The 21373-nt window shown below is 60.7% G+C and carries 24 protein-coding genes; 2 read left to right on the top strand and 22 right to left on the bottom strand.

Annotation, left to right across the window (positions count from 1 at the left end; all coding sequences use genetic code 11):
* Nucleotides 1–7 precede the first annotated feature (7 nt).
* From ccmI to ccmA, 9 genes are all read right to left on the bottom strand, one after another.
* On the bottom strand, nt 8–1210 hold the full coding sequence (gene ccmI / locus FBY01_RS03405) for a c-type cytochrome biogenesis protein CcmI (RefSeq protein WP_010456906.1): 1203 nt from the start codon (nt 1208–1210) through the stop codon (nt 8–10).
* Nucleotides 1203–1676, bottom strand: a complete 474-nt coding sequence (locus FBY01_RS03410) for a cytochrome c-type biogenesis protein (RefSeq protein WP_010456908.1) — start codon at nt 1674–1676, stop codon at nt 1203–1205. Before FBY01_RS03410 ends, ccmI begins: the two co-directional genes overlap by 8 nt.
* Nucleotides 1673–2209 (bottom strand): DsbE family thiol:disulfide interchange protein, encoded by a 537-nt coding sequence (locus FBY01_RS03415; RefSeq protein WP_083375996.1) that lies wholly within the window; start codon nt 2207–2209, stop codon nt 1673–1675. Before FBY01_RS03415 ends, FBY01_RS03410 begins: the two co-directional genes overlap by 4 nt.
* A complete protein-coding gene (locus tag FBY01_RS03420; RefSeq protein ID WP_145305782.1) occupies nt 2206–4194 on the bottom strand; it encodes a heme lyase CcmF/NrfE family subunit in 1989 nt (662 codons plus the stop codon). The genes FBY01_RS03415 and FBY01_RS03420 overlap by 4 nt, the downstream gene beginning before the upstream one ends.
* A gap of 3 nt (nt 4195–4197) precedes the next feature.
* Nucleotides 4198–4653 carry a cytochrome c maturation protein CcmE gene (gene ccmE / locus FBY01_RS03425; RefSeq protein WP_010456913.1) on the bottom strand — a complete coding sequence of 152 codons (456 nt, stop codon included), beginning with the start codon at nt 4651–4653 and terminating at the stop codon, nt 4198–4200.
* Entirely contained in the window at nt 4650–4826 is a 177-nt protein-coding gene (gene ccmD, locus FBY01_RS03430; RefSeq protein WP_010456915.1) for a heme exporter protein CcmD, read from the bottom strand. The genes ccmE and ccmD overlap by 4 nt, the downstream gene beginning before the upstream one ends.
* The gene (locus FBY01_RS03435) at nt 4823–5578 is read right to left on the bottom strand and encodes a heme ABC transporter permease (RefSeq protein ID WP_010456917.1); all 756 of its coding nucleotides are present in this window, start codon (nt 5576–5578) and stop codon (nt 4823–4825) included. Before FBY01_RS03435 ends, ccmD begins: the two co-directional genes overlap by 4 nt.
* Before the next feature lie 76 nt (nt 5579–5654).
* Nucleotides 5655–6323 carry a heme exporter protein CcmB gene (gene ccmB, locus FBY01_RS03440; RefSeq protein WP_010456919.1) on the bottom strand — a complete coding sequence of 223 codons (669 nt, stop codon included), beginning with the start codon at nt 6321–6323 and terminating at the stop codon, nt 5655–5657.
* Entirely contained in the window at nt 6320–6955 is a 636-nt protein-coding gene (ccmA, locus tag FBY01_RS03445; protein ID WP_010456921.1) for a cytochrome c biogenesis heme-transporting ATPase CcmA, read from the bottom strand. Before ccmA ends, ccmB begins: the two co-directional genes overlap by 4 nt.
* A gap of 197 nt (nt 6956–7152) precedes the next feature.
* Here ccmA and FBY01_RS03450 point away from each other — a divergent pair, with 197 nt between their 5' ends.
* Together FBY01_RS03450 and FBY01_RS03455 are read left to right on the top strand one after the other, a co-directional pair.
* Nucleotides 7153–8727, top strand: a complete 1575-nt coding sequence (locus FBY01_RS03450; protein ID WP_145305780.1) for a flagellar hook-length control protein FliK — start codon at nt 7153–7155, stop codon at nt 8725–8727.
* Nucleotides 8724–9053, top strand: a complete 330-nt coding sequence (locus tag FBY01_RS03455) for an EscU/YscU/HrcU family type III secretion system export apparatus switch protein (protein ID WP_010456924.1) — start codon at nt 8724–8726, stop codon at nt 9051–9053. The genes FBY01_RS03450 and FBY01_RS03455 overlap by 4 nt, the downstream gene beginning before the upstream one ends.
* Before the next feature lie 116 nt (nt 9054–9169).
* Here FBY01_RS03455 and FBY01_RS03465 read toward each other — a convergent pair whose 3' ends face one another.
* The 13 genes from FBY01_RS03465 to flhF all read right to left on the bottom strand — a co-directional run bounded on the left by FBY01_RS03465 (nt 9170) and on the right by flhF (nt 21369).
* Entirely contained in the window at nt 9170–9562 is a 393-nt protein-coding gene (locus FBY01_RS03465; protein ID WP_010456926.1) for a DUF2802 domain-containing protein, read from the bottom strand.
* A complete protein-coding gene (locus FBY01_RS03470; protein ID WP_010456928.1) occupies nt 9563–10048 on the bottom strand; it encodes a chemotaxis protein CheW in 486 nt (161 codons plus the stop codon).
* Between the two features lie 89 nt (nt 10049–10137).
* The gene (locus tag FBY01_RS03475; RefSeq protein WP_145305777.1) at nt 10138–11034 is read right to left on the bottom strand and encodes a CheW domain-containing protein; all 897 of its coding nucleotides are present in this window, start codon (nt 11032–11034) and stop codon (nt 10138–10140) included.
* Nucleotide 11035: 1 nt separating this feature from the next.
* Complete coding sequence (locus FBY01_RS03480; RefSeq protein WP_010456932.1) at nt 11036–11824, bottom strand: ParA family protein; 789 nt, start codon at nt 11822–11824, stop codon at nt 11036–11038.
* Nucleotides 11825–11867: 43 nt separating this feature from the next.
* Nucleotides 11868–12758, bottom strand: a complete 891-nt coding sequence (gene motD, locus FBY01_RS03485) for a flagellar motor protein MotD (RefSeq protein ID WP_010456934.1) — start codon at nt 12756–12758, stop codon at nt 11868–11870.
* A 15-nt stretch (nt 12759–12773) separates the two neighbouring features.
* Nucleotides 12774–13514 (bottom strand): flagellar motor protein, encoded by a 741-nt coding sequence (locus tag FBY01_RS03490; RefSeq protein WP_010456935.1) that lies wholly within the window; start codon nt 13512–13514, stop codon nt 12774–12776.
* Complete coding sequence (locus tag FBY01_RS03495; RefSeq protein WP_145305775.1) at nt 13514–14665, bottom strand: chemotaxis response regulator protein-glutamate methylesterase; 1152 nt, start codon at nt 14663–14665, stop codon at nt 13514–13516. The genes FBY01_RS03490 and FBY01_RS03495 overlap by 1 nt, the downstream gene beginning before the upstream one ends.
* A gap of 50 nt (nt 14666–14715) precedes the next feature.
* Nucleotides 14716–16947: a chemotaxis protein CheA gene (locus FBY01_RS03500; RefSeq protein WP_145305773.1), complete on the bottom strand. Its 2232-nt coding sequence runs from the start codon at nt 16945–16947 to the stop codon at nt 14716–14718.
* A 53-nt stretch (nt 16948–17000) separates the two neighbouring features.
* Nucleotides 17001–17789 (bottom strand): protein phosphatase CheZ, encoded by a 789-nt coding sequence (locus FBY01_RS03505; RefSeq protein ID WP_102593837.1) that lies wholly within the window; start codon nt 17787–17789, stop codon nt 17001–17003.
* Nucleotides 17790–17811: 22 nt separating this feature from the next.
* Entirely contained in the window at nt 17812–18183 is a 372-nt protein-coding gene (locus FBY01_RS03510; RefSeq protein ID WP_003183998.1) for a chemotaxis response regulator CheY, read from the bottom strand.
* A gap of 167 nt (nt 18184–18350) precedes the next feature.
* Nucleotides 18351–19091 (bottom strand): RNA polymerase sigma factor FliA, encoded by a 741-nt coding sequence (gene fliA / locus FBY01_RS03515; RefSeq protein ID WP_007894214.1) that lies wholly within the window; start codon nt 19089–19091, stop codon nt 18351–18353.
* Nucleotides 19088–19918: a flagellar synthesis regulator FleN gene (fleN, locus tag FBY01_RS03520; protein WP_003222917.1), complete on the bottom strand. Its 831-nt coding sequence runs from the start codon at nt 19916–19918 to the stop codon at nt 19088–19090. Before fleN ends, fliA begins: the two co-directional genes overlap by 4 nt.
* A gap of 116 nt (nt 19919–20034) precedes the next feature.
* A complete protein-coding gene (gene flhF / locus FBY01_RS03525; RefSeq protein WP_083375991.1) occupies nt 20035–21369 on the bottom strand; it encodes a flagellar biosynthesis protein FlhF in 1335 nt (444 codons plus the stop codon).
* Between the last annotated feature and the right edge of the window lie 4 nt (nt 21370–21373).

Below are 21373 nucleotides of genomic sequence, written 5' to 3' on the forward strand. Positions count from 1 at the left end.
TTTCCTGTCATTTATCCGGGCTGTCGATGGTCAGTTTTTGCGCTGCGGTGGTGCTGCTGGCCAGGGGCTGGCTGCGACCGATCCATTCGCCGGCAGTCGGTTGGCCGGCGCGGGAGACGCGCGCAACCAGTTGGACTTCAGGGAAGTTCGACAGTTTCAACTGCGGCATCATTGCGTCGGCATCGCCCAGTTCGACGGTGGCCGGCAGATCGGCCACGGTCAGGCGTTTGGCGGCCAACGGGGCCGGTGGACCTGAGGTAGCGCGGGCGAAGATGAACACGCTGTCGCCGGGCTGGACCTTGGCTTTGAGCTCAGGTGCCAGATCGACGGTGACCTTAAGCTTCGCTGCCGCTTTGGCCACTGGTGCCTGGGCGACTTTGCCGCCGCTGGCTTCGAGTTTCTCGGTGGCTCGCGTGATCCCGCCTTGCAGCGCGGCACGGGAACTGTCCTCCGGCGGCAGTTGCGCCAACAGGCGATTCCAGTAGTCGATGGCGTCCTGATACCGCTGGCTTTCAAACGCCGCGATGCCCAGCAGGCCAAGGCTGGTGACTTCTTTCGGATCGGCTTTCAGTGCTTCGTCAGTCAACGCCTGAATCTTGTCCGACCACTTTTTGCCATCGGCGAAGTACTGGGCCTGGGCCCATTGGCCGAGCAGTTCCGGCTGACGACCGGCCAGGTTCACCGTGCGCTCGAAGATCTTCGCCGCGTCTCCCGGACGGTCCTGAGCCATGTAGGTGCGACCGAGGAAGTACAAGCCTTCAGCCGAATCCGGCTGTGCCGCGACCGCGCGCTCCAGACGCTGGGTCATCTCTTCCATCGACTGCGGCGCCTGGGCGAATTCGCGAGTCAGTTCAACCTTGTCGCTGGCACCGTAATGCAGGTACAAGCCAAGCCCCAGGACCGGCACCAGAATCGCCGCCAGCAAGGGCAACGGTTTGCCCAGGCGCGCCACGCGCGGTGCCTCGACGCCTTCGGTGTCGGCGAGCAACTCACGGGCAGCTTCGGCGCGACCGGTTTCCAGTTGCGCCGCGTTGAGCACGCCCTCCTCCTGCTCGGTTTGCAACTCAGCCACGCGCTCCTGATACAGCGCAACGTTCAGGGCAGTACGATCCTCTTCAAGCTGTGCACGACGGCCACGCAAAACGGGGATCAGCAGAAAACTCAGGGCAACCAGAAGCAGCAGACCTGCAGCGAGCCAGAAATCAATCATTCTTGGTTTTATCCAACAGGTGGTCGAGGCGCTCACGCTCCTCGGCAGAGAGCTCATCCTTGGTGTCAGCGCGCTGCACGCGACGACGGCGGACGATCACGGCGATGATCACAAAACCGCCCAGCAACAGGCCGGCGGGGCCGAACCAGAGCAGAGCTGTCTTGGCGTTCAGAGCGGGTTTGTAGCGGACGAAATCACCGTAGCGATCAACCATGAAGTCGATGATCTGCTGATTGTCCTTGCCCTCGCCCAACATGCGGAAAATCTCTTTGCGCAGGTCGGCGGCGATCGGTGCGTTGGAATCGGCGATGTCCTGGTTCTGGCACTTGGGGCAACGCAGCTCTTTGGTCAGCTCGCGAAAACGCTCGCGATCGCCTTCTTTGGCGAACTCGTAGGTGTCGATGGCGGCGTGGGCAACACCGGCCATGCTCAAACCCAATACAAGGGCGGCTATCCAGCGCTTCATGGCTTGGCCTCATCGACCAGCGCCTGATACCGGGCCGCCAGTTTTTCGCGCCAGACCTGTTCGTCGATCACCCCGACGAACTTGTCGCGGATGATGCCTTTGGCGTCGATGAAAAAGGTTTCCGGGGCGCCGTAGACACCGAGGTTCAGGCCCAGCGAGCCGTCCGCGTCACTGATCCCCAACTGGTACGGATTGTGGAATTCCACCAGCCACTTCTTAGCGTCGGCGTTGACGTCCTTGTAGTTGATGCCATAAATCGTTACGCCCTGCTGGGCCAGCTTGTTCAATACCGGATGCTCGACCTTGCAGGCGATGCACCAGGTGGCCCAGACGTTGACCAGCGCCGGTTTACCGAGAATGTCGGCCTTGGTCAGGGTCTTGTCGCCTTCCACGGTCGGCAGGGAAAACGCCGGGAACGGCTTGCCGATCATCGCCGAAGGCAACTCGGCCGGGTCTAGGTACAACCCGCGATACAGGAAAACAGCCACCACCAGAAAAATCGCCAGTGGCAACAGCATTAACCAACGTCTCATGCAGTGGCTCCCGACATACCGAGTGCTTCCCGCACGCGGCTTTTTACCTTGACCCGATAACGGCGATCCAGCGCCGCCAGCAACCCGCCGAAACCTGTCAGCAGCCCGCCGAACCAGATCCAGCGCACGAACGGCTTGACGTGCACGCGCACGGCCCAGGCGCCATCGCCCAGCGGTTCGCCGAGTGCGACGTAAATGTCACGGGTGAAACCGGCGTCGATCCCGGCTTCGGTCATCACCGAGTTCTGCACGGTGTACAGGCGTTTTTCCGGGTGTAACACGCTGACTTCCTTGCCGCCCTTGATCACCCGGACGGTGCCCTTGTCGGAGGTGAAGTTCGGGCCTTCGTAGTGCTTGGCGCCTTCGAACACGAAGTGATAACCGGCCAGGTCCATGGACTCGCCCGGCGCCAGGCGCAAATCGCGTTCGGCACTGTTCTGGCTCGACAGCACGACGCCAAGGGCGCACACGGCGATGCCCAAGTGCGCGATCTGCATGCCCCAGTAGCTGCGGGTCAGGGTCGGCAGGCCTTTGATCAGGCCTTTGTGGCGGGTCTTGTCGAGGATGTCGCGCACACCGGCCAACAGCACCCAGGCCGCGAGCATGAACGTGGCGAGCACCGCCCAGTTGAAATCGCCATAAGCGACGCCGGCCACCACGGCTAACGCGGCACTGCCAAGCAACACCGGGGTCAGCATGCTCATCAGCCATTTGACCGGGGTGTCTTTCCAGCGCACCAGCATGCCGACGGCCATCACCATCATCAGCAACGCCATCAACGGAATGAACAGCGCGTTGAAGTATGGCGGGCCGACGGACAGCTTGGCGCCGGTCATCGCATCAAGGATCAGCGGATACAAGGTGCCCAGCAGAATCATCGACGCCGCCACCACCAGCACCAGGTTGTTGCCCAGCAGCAGGGTTTCCCGGGACCACAGGTTGAAGCCGACGTGGCTTTTCACCACCGGGGCGCGCAGGGCGAACAGCGTCAGCGAACCGCCGACCACGAACAGCAGGAAAATCAGGATGAACACACCGCGCTCCGGGTCGGAGGCAAAGGCGTGAACCGAGGTCAGCACGCCGGAACGTACCAGGAACGTACCGAGCAAGCTCAACGAGAACGCGGCAATGGCAAGCAACACGGTCCAGCTTTTGAACACGCCCCGTTTTTCCGTGACCGCCAACGAATGAATCAGCGCCGTACCGACCAGCCAAGGCATGAACGAGGCGTTTTCCACCGGGTCCCAGAACCACCAGCCGCCCCAGCCGAGTTCGTAGTAGGCCCACCACGAACCCAGGGTGATGCCGATCCCGAGGAAAGCCCAGGCAACGATGGTCCATGGACGCGACCAGCGCGCCCACGCCGCATCAAGACGACCGCCCATCAACGCCGCGATAGCAAAGGCGAAGGCCACGGAGAAACCGACGTAACCCATGTACAGCATCGGTGGGTGAACGATCAGGCCGATGTCTTGCAGCAACGGATTGAGGTCGGCGCCATCGCTGGGCACTTGCGGCAGGATGCGCTTGAACGGGTTGGACGTGAGGATCAGGAACAGCAGGAAACCGGTGCTGATCATGCCCATCACCGCCAGCACCCGGGCCAGCATCACTTGCGGCAACTGCCGGGAGAATACCGACACCGCAAAGGTCCAGCCGCCGAGGATCAAGGCCCAGAGCAGCAGCGAACCTTCGTGAGCGCCCCACACCGCGCTGAATTTGTAGTACCACGGCAAGGCGCTGTTGGAGTTGCTGGCCACGTAGGCGACGGAAAAGTCATCAGCCATGAACGCGTAGGTCAGGCAACCGAAGGCGAACAGCAAAAAGGCGAACTGGCCCCAGGCCGCTGGTTGCGCGAGGCTCATCCACAAACGGTCACCGCGCCAGGCGCCGAGCAACGGCACGATGGCCTGGACCAGCGCGAAACACAGCGCCAGGATCATGGCCAGGTGGCCGAGTTCAGGGATAAACAGTGCGGATGTCATCGATCAACCCTCCTTCACGGGCGTTGGAGCAGATTGACCGCTGTCTTTCAAAGCCTTGGTCACTTCCGGCGGCATGTACTTTTCATCGTGCTTGGCCAGCACTTCGTCGGCCACCACCACGCCGTCGGCGTTCAGTTTGCCCAGCGCCACGATGCCTTGCCCTTCACGGAACAGGTCCGGGAGGATGCCGCGGTAGCTGATGGTCACGGACTTGTTGAAGTCGGTGACGATGAATTTCACGTCCAGCGAATCGCCGGAACGTTGCAGCGAGCCCTTCTCGACCATACCACCGGCGCGGATGCGCGTGTCTTGCGGGGCTTCGCCGTTGGCGATCTGGGTCGGGGTGTAAAACAGATTGATGTTCTGCTGCAGGGCGCTCAGGGCCAGGCCGACGGCAGCGCCGACACCCACCAGGATCGCGAGAATGATGATAAGACGCTTTTTGCGCAGCGGATTCACTTGCCGTTCTCCCGGCGCAAACGACGCGCCTCTTGTTGCAGATACCGCTTGCGGGCCAGGATCGGCGCCGCCACGTTGAGGATCAGCACCGCCAGGCAGATGCCATAGGCTGACCAGACATACAGGGCATGATGGCCCATGGCGAGGAAGTCGCCGAATGAAGCAAAACTCATCGAACGGCCTCCAGACTGTTCTGCACTTCAGCTTTCACCCAACTGGCCCGGGCTTCGCGCTTGAGCACTTCAAGGCGCATGCGCAGCAACAGCACCGCGCCGAAGAAACAGTAGAAACCCAGCACCGTCAGCAACAATGGCAGCCACATCTCGGCGGGCATCGCCGGTTTTTCGGTGAGGGTGAAGGTCGCACCCTGGTGCAGGGTGTTCCACCACTCCACCGAGTATTTGATGATCGGGATGTTGATCACGCCGACAATCGCCAGCACCGCGCAGGCCTTGGCCGCACTGTCACGATTGCTGATCGCGTTGCCCAGTGCAATGAGACCGAAGTACAGGAACAGCAGAATAAGCATGGACGTAAGTCGCGCATCCCAGACCCACCACGAGCCCCACGTCGGCTTGCCCCAGATCGCGCCGGTGACCAGCGCCACGGCGGTCATCCAGGCACCGATGGGCGCCGCGCATTGCAGGGCGACATCGGCCAGTTTCATTTTCCAGACCAGCCCGACGATGCCGCACACCGCCAGCATGACGTAGACGGACTGCGCCAGCATGGCGGCCGGAACGTGGATATAAATGATGCGAAAGCTGTTGCCTTGCTGGTAGTCAGGCGGCGCGAAGGCCAGGCCCCAAACGACACCGACGCCGATCAGCAGCACTGCGGCAATGCTCAGCCACGGCAGCAATTTGCCACTGATGCCGTAAAACCATTTGGGCGAGCCGAGCTTATGAAACCAGGTCCAGTTCATTACTGTTTCCATCACGGTTGCTCTTCGCTATGAAGAGCCAAAGGGTCTTTACTGATCAAAAAATGACCAGACCTCATTATTCGCCGACGCTGATCTTCAGGCCAGCAGCTATTGCAAACGGTGTCAGGGTTATCGCCAGGGCGGTCAGGCTACCAAGCCACAAGAGATAACCGGTCGCCGGCATGCCCTGCAGGGCCGCCTGCAAGGCGCCACTGCCGAGAATCAACACCGGGATGTACAGCGGCAGAATCAGCAGCGCCAGCAACAGGCCGCCTCGCTTCAATCCCACCGTCAGGGCTGCGCCCACCGCACCGAGCAAGCTCAGCACCGGTGTACCCAGCAATAAAGAAAGCAGCAACACCGGCAGACAGGCGGTTGGCAAACCGAGCATCAATGCCAGCAGTGGAGCGAGCAAAACCAGTGCCAGGCCAGAGAAGGCCCAGTGTGCCAGTACCTTGGCCAAAACCAGAAGAGGCAGGGGGTGCGACGAAAGGACCCACTGTTCCAGCGATCCGTCCTCGAAATCACTGCGGAAGAGCCCGTCCAGCGAGAGCAGGACCGATAAAAGTGCCGCGACCCACACCAGTCCCGGAGACAAGGTTTGCAACAATTGAGACTCGGGACCGACCGCCAACGGGAACAGCGAAACGACGATCGCGAAAAAAACCAGCGGATTGGCCAGCTCAGCCGGACGGCGGAACAGCAGACGGGACTCACGGGCGACCAGCAGGCCGAAAACACTCATACGGCCCACTTCCCCAGGTCGATATCGCGATAGCTGGCCGGCATCCGGCTCAGCGTGTGGTGAGTGGTCAGCACCACCATGCCGCCGCGCTCGCAGTGGGCGGCCAGGTGTTCTTCGAGTTGCGCCACGCCTTGTTTATCGAGCGCGGTGAACGGCTCGTCGAGGATCCACAGCGGCGGACTGTCGAGGTACAGGCGCGCCAATGCCACACGGCGTTTCTGCCCGGCGGACAACGTATGGCAGGGAACATCCTCGAAACCGCGCAATCCGACATCGGCCAGCGCTTGCCAGATCGCCTCGTGGGGAGCCGGTTGATGCAGGGCGCAGAGCCAGATCAGGTTCTCCTCCGGCGTCAACAAGTCCTTGATCCCGGCGGCATGACCGATCCACAGCAGGTTGCGCGCCAGTTCAAGGCGCTGATCGTTCAGCGGCTTACCGTTGAGCAGCACTTGACCGGCGGTCGGCTGCATCAGGCCGGATAACAGACGCAAGAGGCTGGTCTTGCCGCTGCCGTTGGGGCCACTGATTTGCACCATTTCGCCACTGGCCAGTCTCAATTCGAGATTTTCGAAGAGCAGCCGAAGGTCTCGCTCACAAGCAAGGGCAACGGTTTGCAGGACAGGACTGGTCAAGAGATCACGGGCCTTTTGCGGTTCAAGTCGGCGGCGGAGCGGCCGCTAAAGAGATGCAGCATAGATGCATTGGCGGCCTGTTCTAGAGAGCTGCGTCAAACAAATGCAATGTTTTCGCCACTCCCCGAAGGACGGGCGGCATTATACATGCCATACCCTACTCTAAAGAGTGCATTTTCCTCAGGTTGTGACCGCGTATGACAGGCGAAATGAACATCCTCCCGGTACCGCAGACCACGCCCGCGACTTCGCGGCCGCTGGTAGTGAGCGGCGATCTGCTCAAGCTGCTGTCGCCGATGGAGGGCCTGATCACCCCCGGCCAGACCGCCAAGGCTGAAGTGCTGTCGCTCAAGCAGGCGGATCAGACCTTTCAACTGTTGCTTAAAGTCACCCTCGACAGCGGCCGCCAGACCACGGTCCAGGCCACCAGCACCCAGCCGCTGCCCCAAGGCACCAGTCTGGCGATCACCCAACCTTCAGCGAGCAATCTGGCGATCACGGTGCAACAGGCCATTGCTTCCAGCGTCGCCACCCTCACTCGCATCGACACCGCGCAATTGCCGGTCGGGACGTTGTTGCAGGGCAAAGTACTGACCTCGCAAGTGCTGCCGCAGGTGCCGGGCCAGCCGACGGTGTTTCGTTCGATGGTGAGCCTGCTCAACACCGCGTTGAGCGGCAGCACGCTGAGCATCGACAGTCCGACGCCGCTGCGCATCGGCACGCTGTTGAGTGCCTTGGTGCAGGACACGCAAACGCTGAAGTTCGTGCCGTTGAGCAACCGTCAGGAGCAACTGGCGATCACCCAGCAATTGGTCAGTCAGCAGAGCCGCCAAGGCTCGCTGGATGGTTTGATCAAGCTGCTGCAAAACCTGCCTCCGTCGGATCAGACCTCAAGCGACCTGCGGGCCGCGGTGGAAAAACTGCTGGCCGGTTTACCGGACGTTCAGCAACTGAGTACGTCAAAAGGCCTCGCTCAGGCGCTGGCCAATAGCGGGCTATTCCTCGAAGCGAAATTGCTGACCGGGCAAAATCCGACACTGGCGCCCGACATGAAAGGCGATCTGCTCAAGCTGATTGCGCAATTGACGCCGGGGCTGCCGGCCAACACCAATCTCAATGCGATCATTGCCGCCAACACGCTGGTCCAGTCCATGCCGAGTTTCGTGCGCAGCGCCCTCGGCATGCTCGGCCAGGTCAGCGCCAAGCCGTTGCCGACCGGTTTCCCGCTGCCCGAACGGCTGCTGCAAAGCCAGGACGGTGAAAACGATCTGGAGCATTTGCTGCGTCTGGCTGCGGCGGCGGTTTCGCGCCTGCAAAGCCATCAGTTGTCGAGTCTTGAGCAGACCGGCGTCTCTGACGATGGCCGCCTGCTCAGCACCTGGCAGCTGGAAATCCCGATGCGCAATTTGCAGGACATCGTGCCGCTGCAGGTCAAGTTCCAGCGCGAAGAAGCGCCGGAGAAAGAACAACCCCATGAACGCCGGGACGAACGCGAACCGAAGCAGCAACTGTGGCGTGTGGACCTGGCGTTCGACATGGAACCGTTGGGCCCATTGCAGATTCAAGCGCAGCTGATCAAGGGCAGCCTGTCCAGCCAGCTCTGGGCTGAACGGCCGTACACCGCCAGCCTGATCGAAAGCAATCTGGCTGCACTGCGCCAGCGCTTGCTGGACTCCGGGCTGAACGTCGGCGATCTGGATTGCCACCTCGGTACACCGCCACAAGGCCCACAAACCCGCCTCGAACAACGCTGGGTCGACGAAACCGCATGAGAAACCCCAACACCCCACGCCAGGCCATCGCCCTCAAATACGACGGCACCCACGCCCCTACCCTCACGGCCAAAGGCGACGAAGCACTGGCCGAAGCCATTCTGAAGCTTGCCCGGGATTACGAAGTGCCCATCTACGAAAACGCCGAGCTGGTGAAGCTGCTGGCGCGGATGGAACTGGGGGAAAGTATTCCGGAAGAGTTGTACCGCACGATTGCCGAGATTATTGCGTTTGCGTGGAATTTGAAGGGTAAGTTTCCGGCGGGGCATGATCCGGAGGCGACCATGGTTGAGAAGGACATCACTGATCGCGGTGACGACTACTGATCGTTCCCACGCTCTAAGTGGGAATGCAGCCCGTGACGCTCTGCGTCACATTCAACAGCGGAACGCGGAGCGTCCCCAGAGATCGTTCCCACGCGGGGAACGATCTCTGGCAGGCGTCAGTTCTTGTGAAGCTTGCGCATCAACTCCGCCTCAGCCTGGGTCAACCCGCAGGACTGAGTCAGTTCATCAACGGTAGCCCCCATGCCGACCAGGCGCGCCGCCTGGGCAAACGACAGGCTCGACGGATCGCGCTGTTCCAGCTGCGCCAGTTTGTCCGGCAAGGGACTGACGACGGCGCGCAGTTCGTGCAGGTCTTCACCCATGCGCACGTTGCCGCTTTGATAGTCGTCGACGCGTTTGGCCAGGTCCTTGATGCGCTGATCGCGCAGCGCATCACCCTGGGCCTGTTGCGCGGCAATTTGCCGTTGAGCGCGAATGTACGCCAGAAACATTGCCAGCGTGCCTGCCCAGAAAAGGAACAGGACAATGACCGCTACCTCAAGAATCAATCAGATGTTCTCCAGGTCCGACCATTCTTCTTCGCTCATCATCTTGTCCAGTTCGACCAGGATCAGCAGTTCATTGTTCTTGTTGCACACGCCTTGAATGAACTTGGCGGACTCTTCGTTACCGACGTTTGGCGCGGTTTCGATTTCCGACTGACGCAGGTAAACCACTTCGGCCACGCTATCGACCATGATCCCGACCACTTGCTTGTCGGCTTCGATGATGACGATACGGGTGTTGTCGCTGATCTCGGCATTCATCAGGCCGAAGCGCTGACGGGTGTCGATCACGGTGACCACGTTGCCGCGCAGGTTGATAATGCCCAGCACGTAGCTCGGGGCACCCGGGACCGGGGCGATTTCGGTGTAACGCAGGACTTCCTGAACGCGCATCACGTTGATGCCGTAGGTTTCATTGTCCAGTTTGAAGGTTACCCATTGCAGGATCGGATCTTCGGAACCTTTTGCATTCGTCGCTTGACTACTCATACCCTGACCCCTCGAAAAACCGCTTCTAGCGGTGTGTGTTCTGTGTGGCGGCATTCAACAATGCCGTCGCATACTTGTTATGTCGGCAGCTATGTCGGTTTGTGTAGCGGCTTGCTGCCGCCCATGTGCTTTGCCCCACCGCTGGCGATCAACTCGGCCAGGGCGGAAACGTCCAGCAGCGCACACATGTGCTCAATCACCGTGCCGGCGAGCCATGGCCGCTGACCTCGATGACTTCTCCATTTGATTTCGTTCGGGTCCAGGCGCAACGAGCGGCTGACCTGATGCACCGCCAGCCCCCACTCGTAGCCCTGAACCGAAATAACGTATTGCAGGCCCTGGCGGAAATCATCGCGGTAGCGGTCGGGCATGACCCAGCGCGCGGTGTCCAGGACTTTCAGGTTGCCGGCCTGACTCGGCAGGATCCCGAGGAACCATTCGGGCTGGCCAAACAGCGGCGTCAGCTCGTGACCGGCCAGCGAATAAATCGAGCCCAGGCACACCAGCGGCACCGCCAGGGTCAACCCGGCGACATCGAACAGCAGGCATTCGAACGGCTCGGCGGCCCACGCCGGGCGACCGTCGGTTTCCACCGGTGGCGGCGTGTTGCTCGGCGGCAGATGGACTTCGACCAGCGGCGGCACCAGGGTTTGCAGCAACGGTGCGAGGGTCGAGACCGGCGCCAGGATCGGTGCCGGCGCATCTTCGATCACCACCGGGACTTTTGCGACCGCAGCGACCACTGGCGCGACGACAGGCGCAGCTGCCACAACGGATTTCTGCGCATCACGCGCCTGCTCTTCAAGCACGGCTGCCTGGAACTCGTCCAGCGCAGCCTCAACCTCTACCGCTTCAACGACCTCGATGACTTCAGCCACCGCTTCCACTTCCAGCGGCAACTCTTCAGTCGCTTCCATCAGCAGGCTGTCCAGATAAGACTGGAGCGCCTGTTGCGGACGCGAGGTGATTTTCACCGGCCGATTCATCTCAGGCCACCTGCGGGACAAGTTGTGCCGCCAGCAAATGCTTGAGCAAGGCGCGATAAGCGAGAACCCCACGGCTCTTGCCGTCGAATTGCGAAGGCGTCAGCCCGGCCCGGCTCGCATCCCGCAGGCGCGTGTCGATCGGGATGTAGCCTTGCCAGATTTCTTCCGGGTATTTGTCGCGCAGCACGCGAAGGGTCCCGAGGGACGCCTGGGTGCGGCGGTCGAACAAGGTTGGAATGATGGAGAACGGCAAGGCCACTTTGCGTGAGCGGTTGATCATCGCCAGCGTATTGACCATGCGCTCCAGACCTTTGACGGCCAAGTGCTCGGTCTGCACCGGAATCACTAATTGCTGGCTCGCCGCCAAGGCATTGACCATCAGTACGCCGAGCAACGGCGGGCTGTCGATCACGGCGTAATCGAAGTCCTGCCACAGTTGCGCCAGGCTCTTGGCAATCACCAGGCCCAAACCACTCTGGCCCGGCGACTGACGTTCAAGCGTGGCCAGAGCGGTGCTCGACGGCAACAACGAAATGCGTTCGTCGCTGGTCGGCAACAGCAACTGCCCGGGCAAGCCTTGCGGCACGCTGCCCTTGTGCAGGAACAGGTCGTAGCTGCTGTGCTCCAGGCTGTCGGGATCGTAGCCGAAGTAGCTGGTCATCGAGCCGTGCGGATCGAGATCGACCACGACCACGCGCTTGCCCGCCTCGGCCAGCAAGCCGGCTAAAGCGATAGAGGAAGTGGTTTTACCAACACCACCCTTTTGATTGGCAACGGCCCAGACTCTCATTCGGATTGTTCCTCCCGGTCGATATGCTCGACCGAGAAATAGCTCAACGTGTTAATGCAGGTGACGGAGAATTGACGGCGCTCTCTCGTACCGGCGACTTGACCGGGGTCGGTGCAGTTTGTGTGCCAGCACGCTTCAACGCGGCATCCGGTTGCGCATGGGCGGTCCCGGTGCCGGTGAGGCTGCGACGTACATCAAGATTTCGCGACACGACCAGCACCACGCGACGGTTACGCGCCCTGCCCTCAGCGGTGGCGTTGTTGGCCACCGGCTGGAACTCGCCGTAACCCACCGACGCCAGGCGGCCAGGGTTTACGCCCTGCATCGCCAGCATGCGCACGATGCTCGCCGAACGGGCCGAAGACAGCTCCCAGTTGGTCGGGTATTGCGCAGTGCGGATCGGCTGATCGTCGGTGAAGCCTTCGACGTGGATCGGGTTGTCGAACGGCTTGAGGATTGCGGCCACCTTGTCGATGATGTTGAACGCCATGTCACTGGGCATCGCATCGCCGCTGCCGAACAACAGGCTGGAATTGAGTTCGATCTCGACCCACAACTCGTTGCCGCGCACGGTCATCTGATTGGACTTGATCAAGTCGCCGAATGCCGCGCTGATGTCATCGGCGATGCTTTTCAATGGATCACTGGCACCGGCCACGCCGGCATCGACCTGCTCGCTGTCCTTGACCAGGGGCTTGGCCGGGGTCACGGTCTTCGGCCGCTCTTCACCGATCGGGATCGGCTTGAGGGCGCGATCGCTGTCGGTAAACACCCCGATCAGCGCCTCGGAAATGACTTTGTACTTGCCCTCGTTGATCGACGAGATCGAGTACATGACCACGAAGAATGCGAACAGCAACGTGATGAAGTCGGCGTAGGAAACGAGCCAGCGTTCGTGATTGACGTGTTCTTCAGGTTGCCGACGACGAGCCATAGTCCGTTACTCCCATCAATCCATGAAGCCCTGAAGCTTCAACTCAATAGAGCGAGGGTTTTCACCTTCGGCGATCGACAGGATTCCTTCCAGCAACATTTCGCGATAACGCGACTGGCGCAAGGCAACGGACTTGAGCTTGGCGGCAATCGGCAGCAACACCAGGTTGGCACTGGCCACACCGTAGATGGTGGCGACGAAGGCGACGGCGATGCCGCTGCCCAGTTGCGTCGGATCGGCCAGGTTGCCCATGACATGGATCAGGCCCATCACCGCACCGATGATGCCGATGGTCGGCGCGTAGCCGCCCATGCTTTCAAAGACTTTGGCCGCTTCGATGTCGCGGGCTTCCTGGGTGTAGAAATCCACTTCCAGAATGCTGCGAATCGCTTCCGGCTCGGCGCCGTCGACCAGCAGTTGCAGACCTTTGCGCGAGTAGCTGTCAGGTTCGGCATCGGCCACCCCTTCCAGACCGAGCAGGCCTTCCTTGCGCGCGGTCAGGCTCCAGTTGACGACGCGGTCGACGCCACCGGCCAGGTCAACGCGAGGCGGAAACAGAATCCAGCCAATGATTTGCATGGCACGCTTGAAGGCGCTCATCGGTGATTGCAGCAATGCCGCGCCGATAGTCCCACCGAGTACGATCAGCGCCGCCGGGCCGTTGGCCAATGCGCCGAGATGACCGCCTTCAAGGTAGTTGCCGCCAATGATGGCGACAAACGCCAAGATGATCCCGATAAGGCTTAGAACATCCATCAGATACACGCCTCGACCAAGTGCCTGCCAATATCGTCCAGACCGTAGATCGCGTCGGCGAGGTCAGCTTTGACGATGGCCATCGGCATGCCGTAGATCACGCAGCTGGCTTCATCCTGAGCCCAGATCGCGCTGCCGCCCTGCTTGAGCAGGCGCGCGCCTTCACGACCGTCGGCACCCATGCCGGTCAGTACGACCGCCAGAACTTTGTCGCCGTAGGACTTGGCTGCCGAACCGAAGGTGATGTCCACGCACGGTTTGTAGTTCAGACGCTCGTCGCCCGGCAGGATTTTCACCGCGCCACGGCCGTCGATCATCATTTGCTTGCCGCCCGGCGCCAGCAGCGCCAGGCCCGGACGCAGAATGTCGCCATCCTCCGCTTCCTTGACGCTGATGCGGCAGAGCTTGTCCAGACGTTCGGCGAAGGCCTTGGTGAAGGCGGCCGGCATGTGCTGGATCAACACGATCGGGGCCGGGAAGTTGGCCGGCAACTGGGTCAACACCCGTTGCAGGGCAACCGGACCGCCCGTGGACGTACCGATAGCCACTAGTTTGTAGGCTTTGCGTTTTGGTGCGGGCGACGACTGTCCGGACGATGCCGGGGCCGATGCCGGGGCGTAGCTACGCGCCGGAATCGGTGCCGGAGCCGGACGCGCAGGCGTGCTGCTGCCGTAACTGCTGACGCTCGAAGGCGCAGGCGTCGGGGCTGGCGCGGCGGCCGGGGCCGGTGCGCTGTAGGTGCTGGCACGACGGTTACTGCGCGAGATGCTGAGAATTTTCTCGCACAGCAGTTGCTTGACCTTCTCCGGGTTACGGGAGATGTCTTCGAAATTCTTCGGCAGGAAATCCACCGCGCCGGCGTCCAGCGCGTCGAGGGTTACCCGAGCGCCTTCGTGGGTCAGCGAGGAGAACATCAACACCGGGGTTGGGCAACGCTGCATGATGTGCCGCACTGCCGTGATGCCATCCATCATCGGCATCTCGTAGTCCATGGTGATCACGTCTGGCTTGAGGGCCAGCGCCTGATCGATCGCCTCTTTTCCGTTGGTCGCCGTACCGACGACCTGGATATTCGGATCCGCTGAAAGAATTTCCGAGACGCGGCGGCGGAAAAACCCCGAATCGTCCACCACCAGGACTTTGACTGCCATAAACACTCCGTTAGGACGGAGCGAGGCTTAGTCGCCCCGCTCCACCAGAATCAAATACGCCGTGCGGCGTAACGCTTGAGCATGCTCGGAACATCGAGAATCAGCGCGATGCGACCGTCACCGGTAATGGTGGCGCCCGACATGCCCGGGGTTCCCTGGAGCATTTTGCCCAATGGCTTGATGACCACTTCTTCCTGGCCCACCAGCTGGTCGACGACGAAGCCGATCCGCTGAGTACCCACCGAAAGGATCACCACGTGGCCTTCGCGCTGCTCTTCGTGAGCGGCGGAGCTGACCAGCCAGCGCTTGAGGTAGAACAATGGCAGTGCCTTGTCCCGCACGATCACCACTTCCTGGCCGTCCACCACGTTGGTGCGCGACAGGTCGAGGTGGAAGATTTCGTTGACGTTCACCAGCGGGAACGCGAACGCCTGGTTGCCGAGCATGACCATCAGCGTCGGCATGATCGCCAGGGTCAACGGGACCTTGATGACGATCTTCGAGCCTTTGCCCTTGGTCGAATAAATATTGATGGTGCCGTTGAGCTGGGCGATTTTGGTTTTCACCACGTCCATGCCCACGCCGCGTCCGGAGACATCGGAAATTTCGGTCTTGGTCGAAAAACCCGGCGCAAAGATCAGGTTGAAGCAGTCAGACTCGCTGAGGCGATCCGCGGCATCCTTGTCCATCAACCCTTTCTTCACGGCAATGCCGCGCAGAACATCGGCGTCCATGCCCTTGCCGTCATCGGAGATGGACAGCAGGATGTGGTCGCCTTCCTGTTCTGCGGACAGGATCACCTTGCCGCTGCGAGGTTTGCCCATCGCTTCGCGCTCGGCCGGCTCTTCAATGCCGTGGTCGACCGAGTTGCGCACCAAGTGGACCAGCGGGTCGGCCAGGGCCTCGACGAGGTTCTTGTCGAGGTCGGTTTCTTCGCCGACCAGCTCCAGGTTGATCTCTTTCTTGAGCTGGCGAGCCAGGTCGCGAACGAGGCGCGGGAAGCGCCCGAAAACTTTCTTGATCGGTTGCATCCGGGTCTTCATGACCGCGGTCTGCAGGTCGGCCGTGACCACGTCGAGGTTCGACACAGCCTTGGACATGGCTTCGTCGCCGCTGTTGAGGCCCAGACGGACCAAGCGGTTACGCACCAATACCAGTTCGCCGACCATGTTCATGATTTCGTCGAGACGCGCGGTATCAACCCGCACGGTGGTCTCGGCTTCACTGGCCGGTTTTTCCGGTGGCGGCGCGGACGGTGCGCGGGCTGGAGCCGGTGCAGCGGCAGCCGCCGGTTTCGGCGCTTCAGCTTTCGGCTCGGGCGCCTTGGCAACCGGTTTCGGTGCAGCAGCCTTGGCGGCTGGAGCAGCCACCGCAGCACCTGTGCCGACTTCAGTGAATTTGCCTTTGCCATGCAATTCGTCGAGCAGCGATTCGAACTCGTGATCGGAGATCAGATCACCACCGGCCGCTTTCGCGGTTGGCGCAGCCGAAGCGGGTACGGCGGCAATGGCCGACTCCAGCGCGTCCACCGCAAAGTTGCCCTTGCCGTGCAACTGGTCGAGCAGTGCTTCGAATTCGTCGTCGGTAATATCAGAGCTGTCGCCGGCCGCTTTCGGAGCAGCCGGTGCAGTGGACGGTACCACCGCGTCGACGGCGAACTGGCCTTTGCCATGCAGTTGATCGAGCAACGACTCGAACTCGGCATCGGTGATTTCGTCGCCGGCCGCCGAATCGGCAGCCGCCACTGGAGCAACCGCCGGCGCTTCGGCTTGAGCCTTGACGGCGTTCAGCGAGTCCAGCAATTGCTCGAATTCGTTATCAGTGATGTCGCCCGACTCTTCAGCAGCAGGTGCTTCGACCACTTCAGCAACCGGTGCAGACTCATCAGCCGTTTGCGGCTCGGCCAGACGGGCCAGTGCCGCGAGCAATTCAGGCGTGGCAGCCGTAATCGGGCTGCGTTCGCGGACCTCGGTGAACATGCTGTTCACCGCATCCAGCGCTTCGAGAACCACGTCCATCAGTTCCGAGTCGACGCGACGTTCACCCTTGCGCAGGATGTCGAACACGTTCTCGGCGATGTGACAGCACTCCACCAGCTCGTTGAGCTGGAGGAAGCCGGCGCCCCCTTTTACAGTGTGAAAACCGCGAAAAATTGCATTGAGCAAGTCCGCATCATCCGGTCGGCTTTCAAGCTCGACCAGCTGTTCGGACAGTTGCTCTAGAATCTCGCCGGCCTCAACCAGGAAATCCTGAAGGATCTCTTCATCGGCGCCGAAGCTCATTAAGGGGGTGCTCCTGAGGTCTAAAAACCTAAAAAACCTAAAATGCTAAAACTCTAAAATCCTAGGCTGGATAACAAATCGTCCACATCGTCCTGACCGGACACAACGTCTTCTCTTTTATCGGCATGAATCTGCGGACCTTCACCCTGAGAGAGATGTTTTTGCGGATCTTTTTCAGCGAGCATCGCTTCACGGTCATGTTCGATACCCGCAAAGCGGTCTACCTGACTGGCCATGAGCACAAGCTTGAGCAGGTTGCTTTCAACTTCGGTGACCAATTGGGTCACGCGTTTGATCACCTGACCGGTGAGGTCCTGGTAATCCTGGGCCAGCAATATGTCGTTGAGGTTGCTCGACACCGTGCGATTGTCTTCGCTGCTGCGTGTCAGGAAACCGTCGACTCGCCGGGCCAGTTCGCGAAACTCTTCAGCCCCGACTTCGCGACGCATGAAGCGCCCCCAGTCGGTGCTCAATGCCTGAGCTTCAGCGCTCAGGCCATTGACCAGCGGCGTGGCGTTTTCCACCAGGTCCATGGTGCGGTTGGCCGCAGCTTCGGTCAGCTTGACCACATACCCCAGTCGCTCGGTGGCGTCCGTGATCTGCGACACTTCCTCGGCTTGCGGCATGTTCGGGTCAATCTGGAAATTGACGATCGCGCTATGCAGCTCGCGAGTGAGCTTGCCCACTTCCTGGTACAGGCCGCGGTCACGGGTCTGATTGAGCTCATGGATCAGTTGCACAGCGTCGCCGAACCTGCCCTTTTCAAGGCTTTCGACCAGTTCGACCGCGTGTTTTTTCAGGGTCGATTCAAAATCGCCCAGTGAAGATTCGTTATGCTCCATAGCTCCCCCGTGGCGCAGTGGATCAACCGATGCGTTCGAAAATCTTCTCGATTTTTTCTTTCAACGCCTGGGCCGTAAAGGGTTTGACCACATAGCCGTTAACACCGGCCTGGGCTGCTTCGATAATCTGCTCGCGCTTGGCTTCGGCGGTCACCATCAGCACCGGCAGGTGCTTGAGCTTTTCATCGGCGCGCACGTGACGCAGCAGATCGATACCGGTCATGCCAGGCATGTTCCAGTCCGTTACCAGAAAGTCGATGCTCCCGCTGTTGAGAACCGGAATGGCAGTAGTGCCATCGTCGGCCTCGACCGTGTTGGTGAACCCAAGGTCACGCAACAGGTTTTTTATGATCCGCCGCATCGTTGAGAAGTCATCAACGATGAGGATTTTCATGTTCTTGTCCAATTCGACCTCCAAGCAGTCTTAAACGCGCCCAGCACCTGGACGCGCCATTTCAATCAATCCGGCAATGCACTCGATGACTGTCTGGAGCACAACAGATCGCGACCGGTGCAGCTCAACACCCCACCGGCCTCGTTCGCAGTGTCCCCACACTGCCTTCAGCGCGCTCGCCACTCCCCCAAACGCCCCCGCAAACGGGCCGCGCACTGGCTATGTAACTGGCTGACCCGCGATTCGCTGACCCCCAGGACCTCACCGATTTCCTTGAGGTTCAGCTCTTCGTCGTAGTACAGCGCCAACACCAGTCGCTCACGCTCCGGCAAATTGGCAATCGCGTCCGCCAGCGCGGCCTGGAAGCGTTCATCTTCCAGATCGCGTGACGGCTCCAGATGTGCACTCGCGCCATCCTCGTGCAGCCCTTCGTGTTCGCCGTCCTGCAACAGATCGTCGAAACTGAATAACCGGCTGCCCAGGGTGTCGTTCAAAATCCCGTAATAATCGTCGAGACTCAATTGGAGTTCGGCCGCAACTTCATGATCTTTAGCGTCTCGACCGGTTTTAGCTTCAATCGAGCGAATTGCGTCACTAACCATGCGGGTATTGCGGTGAACCGAGCGTGGCGCCCAGTCACCCTTGCGCACTTCATCGAGCATCGCGCCGCGGATTCGAATGCCCGCGTACGTCTCGAAACTCGCGCCTTTGCTGGCGTCATATTTGGTCGATACTTCCAGCAGGCCGATCATCCCGGCCTGGATCAGGTCTTCAACCTGAACACTGGCCGGCAGACGCGCCAGCAAGTGGTAAGCAATGCGTTTGACCAGTGGCGCGTAACGCTCGATCAGCTCGTACTGCGCGTCACGTGCCGACTTCTTGTAGAGGTTGTAGCCACTGGCTGTCATAGGACGGGTCCTGCGGTCTGTTGCACGAGGCGCTCGACGAAAAACTCTAGGTGCCCACGCGGGTTGGCAGGCAGCGGCCAGGTGTCGACCTTCTGCGCGATGGCCTTGAACGCCAGGGCGCACTTGGAACGCGGGAAGGCTTCGTAGACGGCACGCTGTTTCTGCACGGCCTTGCGCACGCTTTCGTCGTAAGGCACCGCGCCGACGTATTGTAAGGCGACGTCAAGGAAGCGGTCCGTGACCTTGGTCAACTTGGCGAACAGGTTGCGACCTTCCTGCGGGCTCTGGGCCATGTTGGCCAGGACGCGGAAGCGGTTCATGCCGTAATCGCGGTTCAGCAGTTTGATCAGCGCGTAGGCGTCGGTGATCGAGGTCGGCTCGTCGCACACCACCAGCAAGACCTCTTGCGCTGCGCGGACGAAACTGACTACCGAGTCACCAATACCTGCAGCGGTGTCGATCACCAAGACATCGAGGTTGTCGCCGATATCGCTGAAGGCCTGGATCAGGCCGGCGTGTTGAGCCGGGCTCAGATGAACCATGCTCTGTGTGCCGGACGCGGCCGGGACAATGCGAATACCGCCGGGGCCCTGCAACAGAACGTCGCGCAGCTCACAGCGGCCTTCGATCACGTCGGCCAGGGTACGTTTGGGTGTCAGCCCCAAGAGGACGTCGACGTTCGCCAGCCCCAGATCGGCGTCCAGCAGCATGACGCGCCGGCCGAGCTCAGCTAGAGCCAGGGACAAGTTCACTGACACGTTAGTCTTCCCGACGCCACCTTTGCCGCCGGTCACCGCGATCACCTGTACGGGATGCATGCTGCCCATGTTATTTCTTTACCTTGTCTTGCATAGACGGAGGCCACATTACTGGCTGCGCGCTCAATAACTGAACAATGCATGGCAGACCATCGATGTAGGTACAAAAACGGTTCATTAGCACCTCAGCCAACCTGCTTGGTCGGGCTGTGGTAAATATCAGCGAACATGTCAGCCATGGCTTCTTCGCTGGGTTCTTCTTGCATTTGCACGCTGACGGCACGACTGACCAACTGATGACGACGCGGCAGATGCAAATCATCCGGAATACGCGGGCCATCGGTCAGGTAAGCCACCGGCAATTCATGACTGATCGCCAGGCTCAACACCTCGCCCAGACTTGCCGTTTCATCCAGTTTAGTCAGGATGCAGCCAGCGAGCCCGCAGCGCTTGTAACTGTGATAAGCGGCCGTTAGAACCTGTTTCTGGCTGGTGGTTGCCAGAACCAGATAATTTTTTGACTTGATGCCCCGTCCGGCCAGGCTTTCGAGCTGCATGCGCAGGGCTGGATCGCTGGCCTGGAGGCCGGCGGTATCGATCAGCACCACGCGCTTGCGCAGCAAGGGGTCCAGCGCCTGCACCAGAGATTGGCCCGGATCGACGTGGGTTACCGACACGTTGAGAATCCGGCCCAGGGTCTTCAATTGTTCCTGAGCACCGATACGGTAGCTGTCCATGCTCACCAGCGCGATGTTTTGCGCGCCGTATTTGAGCACGTAGCGGGCCGCGAGCTTGGCCAGGGTGGTGGTCTTGCCCATGCCGGCAGGGCCGACCATGGCAATCACGCCGCCCTCTTCCAGTGGTTCGACTTCCGGTGTGGCAATCATCCGTGCCAGGTGCGCCAGTAACATGCGCCAGGCCTGACGGGGTTCGTCGATGTCGGTAATCATCGCCAGCAAGTCGCGGGACAACGGGCCGGACAGGCCGATGCGTTGCAGGCGACGCCAAAGATTGGCCTGGGCTGGACGGCTGCCTTGCAGCTGATTCCAGGCCAGGGAGCCGAGTTGTACTTCCATCAATTCGCGCAGGCTGTTGAGTTCGAAACGCATCGAATCGAACGCCCGCGGATCGACGCCGCCAGCGGCAGGTGCCGGGGTTGGTGCCGAGCGACGAGGTTCGGCATACGTCGGCTCGATCAGCGGCTCGGCGGCGGTCAACGGCAGGCCGGCGAACAACTGGCGATTGGTGGTCTTGTCGCCTTCGGTTTCGCCTTCGCCACGCAGGCTCAATTCGGCCTGGGCGGTGACGATCCGCGACTGGGTCTTGCGCAGCTCATCCTCGAGTTCCATGTTCGGAACACGCGGGGCCAGCGCCGACAATTTGTAATCCAGGGCAGCCGTCAGCTCGACACCACCGGCGATCCGGCGATTGCCAATAATGGCGGCATCAGCGCCCAGCTCATCACGAACCAGTTTCATGGCCTGACGCATATCGGCGGCGAAAAAACGCTTAACTTGCATAAAC

Source organism: Pseudomonas sp. SJZ077, assembly GCF_007993905.1.
Classification (GTDB): domain Bacteria; phylum Pseudomonadota; class Gammaproteobacteria; order Pseudomonadales; family Pseudomonadaceae; genus Aquipseudomonas; species Aquipseudomonas mandelii.

Coding starts and splice junctions, on each gene's coding strand:
- ccmB (WP_010456919.1), bottom strand. CDS start 6,323: ATGAGTGTTTTCGGCCTGCTGGTCGCCCGTGAGTCCCGTCTGCTGTTC.
- FBY01_RS03410 (WP_010456908.1), bottom strand. CDS start 1,676: ATGAAGCGCTGGATAGCCGCCCTTGTATTGGGTTTGAGCATGGCCGGT.
- FBY01_RS03435 (WP_010456917.1), bottom strand. CDS start 5,578: ATGAACTGGACCTGGTTTCATAAGCTCGGCTCGCCCAAATGGTTTTAC.
- ccmI (WP_010456906.1), bottom strand. CDS start 1,210: ATGATTGATTTCTGGCTCGCTGCAGGTCTGCTGCTTCTGGTTGCCCTG.
- motD (WP_010456934.1), bottom strand. CDS start 12,758: ATGGCTCGTCGTCGGCAACCTGAAGAACACGTCAATCACGAACGCTGG.
- FBY01_RS03455 (WP_010456924.1), top strand. CDS start 8,724: ATGAGAAACCCCAACACCCCACGCCAGGCCATCGCCCTCAAATACGAC.
- FBY01_RS03490 (WP_010456935.1), bottom strand. CDS start 13,514: ATGGATGTTCTAAGCCTTATCGGGATCATCTTGGCGTTTGTCGCCATC.
- FBY01_RS03420 (WP_145305782.1), bottom strand. CDS start 4,194: ATGACATCCGCACTGTTTATCCCTGAACTCGGCCACCTGGCCATGATC.
- FBY01_RS03505 (WP_102593837.1), bottom strand. CDS start 17,789: ATGGAGCATAACGAATCTTCACTGGGCGATTTTGAATCGACCCTGAAA.
- FBY01_RS03450 (WP_145305780.1), top strand. CDS start 7,153: ATGACAGGCGAAATGAACATCCTCCCGGTACCGCAGACCACGCCCGCG.
- FBY01_RS03415 (WP_083375996.1), bottom strand. CDS start 2,209: ATGAGACGTTGGTTAATGCTGTTGCCACTGGCGATTTTTCTGGTGGTG.
- fleN (WP_003222917.1), bottom strand. CDS start 19,918: ATGGGCAGCATGCATCCCGTACAGGTGATCGCGGTGACCGGCGGCAAA.
- fliA (WP_007894214.1), bottom strand. CDS start 19,091: ATGACAGCCAGTGGCTACAACCTCTACAAGAAGTCGGCACGTGACGCG.
- FBY01_RS03480 (WP_010456932.1), bottom strand. CDS start 11,824: ATGAGAGTCTGGGCCGTTGCCAATCAAAAGGGTGGTGTTGGTAAAACC.
- FBY01_RS03495 (WP_145305775.1), bottom strand. CDS start 14,665: ATGGCAGTCAAAGTCCTGGTGGTGGACGATTCGGGGTTTTTCCGCCGC.
- FBY01_RS03500 (WP_145305773.1), bottom strand. CDS start 16,947: ATGAGCTTCGGCGCCGATGAAGAGATCCTTCAGGATTTCCTGGTTGAG.
- FBY01_RS03510 (WP_003183998.1), bottom strand. CDS start 18,183: ATGAAAATCCTCATCGTTGATGACTTCTCAACGATGCGGCGGATCATA.
- ccmD (WP_010456915.1), bottom strand. CDS start 4,826: ATGAGTTTTGCTTCATTCGGCGACTTCCTCGCCATGGGCCATCATGCC.
- flhF (WP_083375991.1), bottom strand. CDS start 21,369: ATGCAAGTTAAGCGTTTTTTCGCCGCCGATATGCGTCAGGCCATGAAA.
- FBY01_RS03475 (WP_145305777.1), bottom strand. CDS start 11,034: ATGAATCGGCCGGTGAAAATCACCTCGCGTCCGCAACAGGCGCTCCAG.
- FBY01_RS03470 (WP_010456928.1), bottom strand. CDS start 10,048: ATGAGTAGTCAAGCGACGAATGCAAAAGGTTCCGAAGATCCGATCCTG.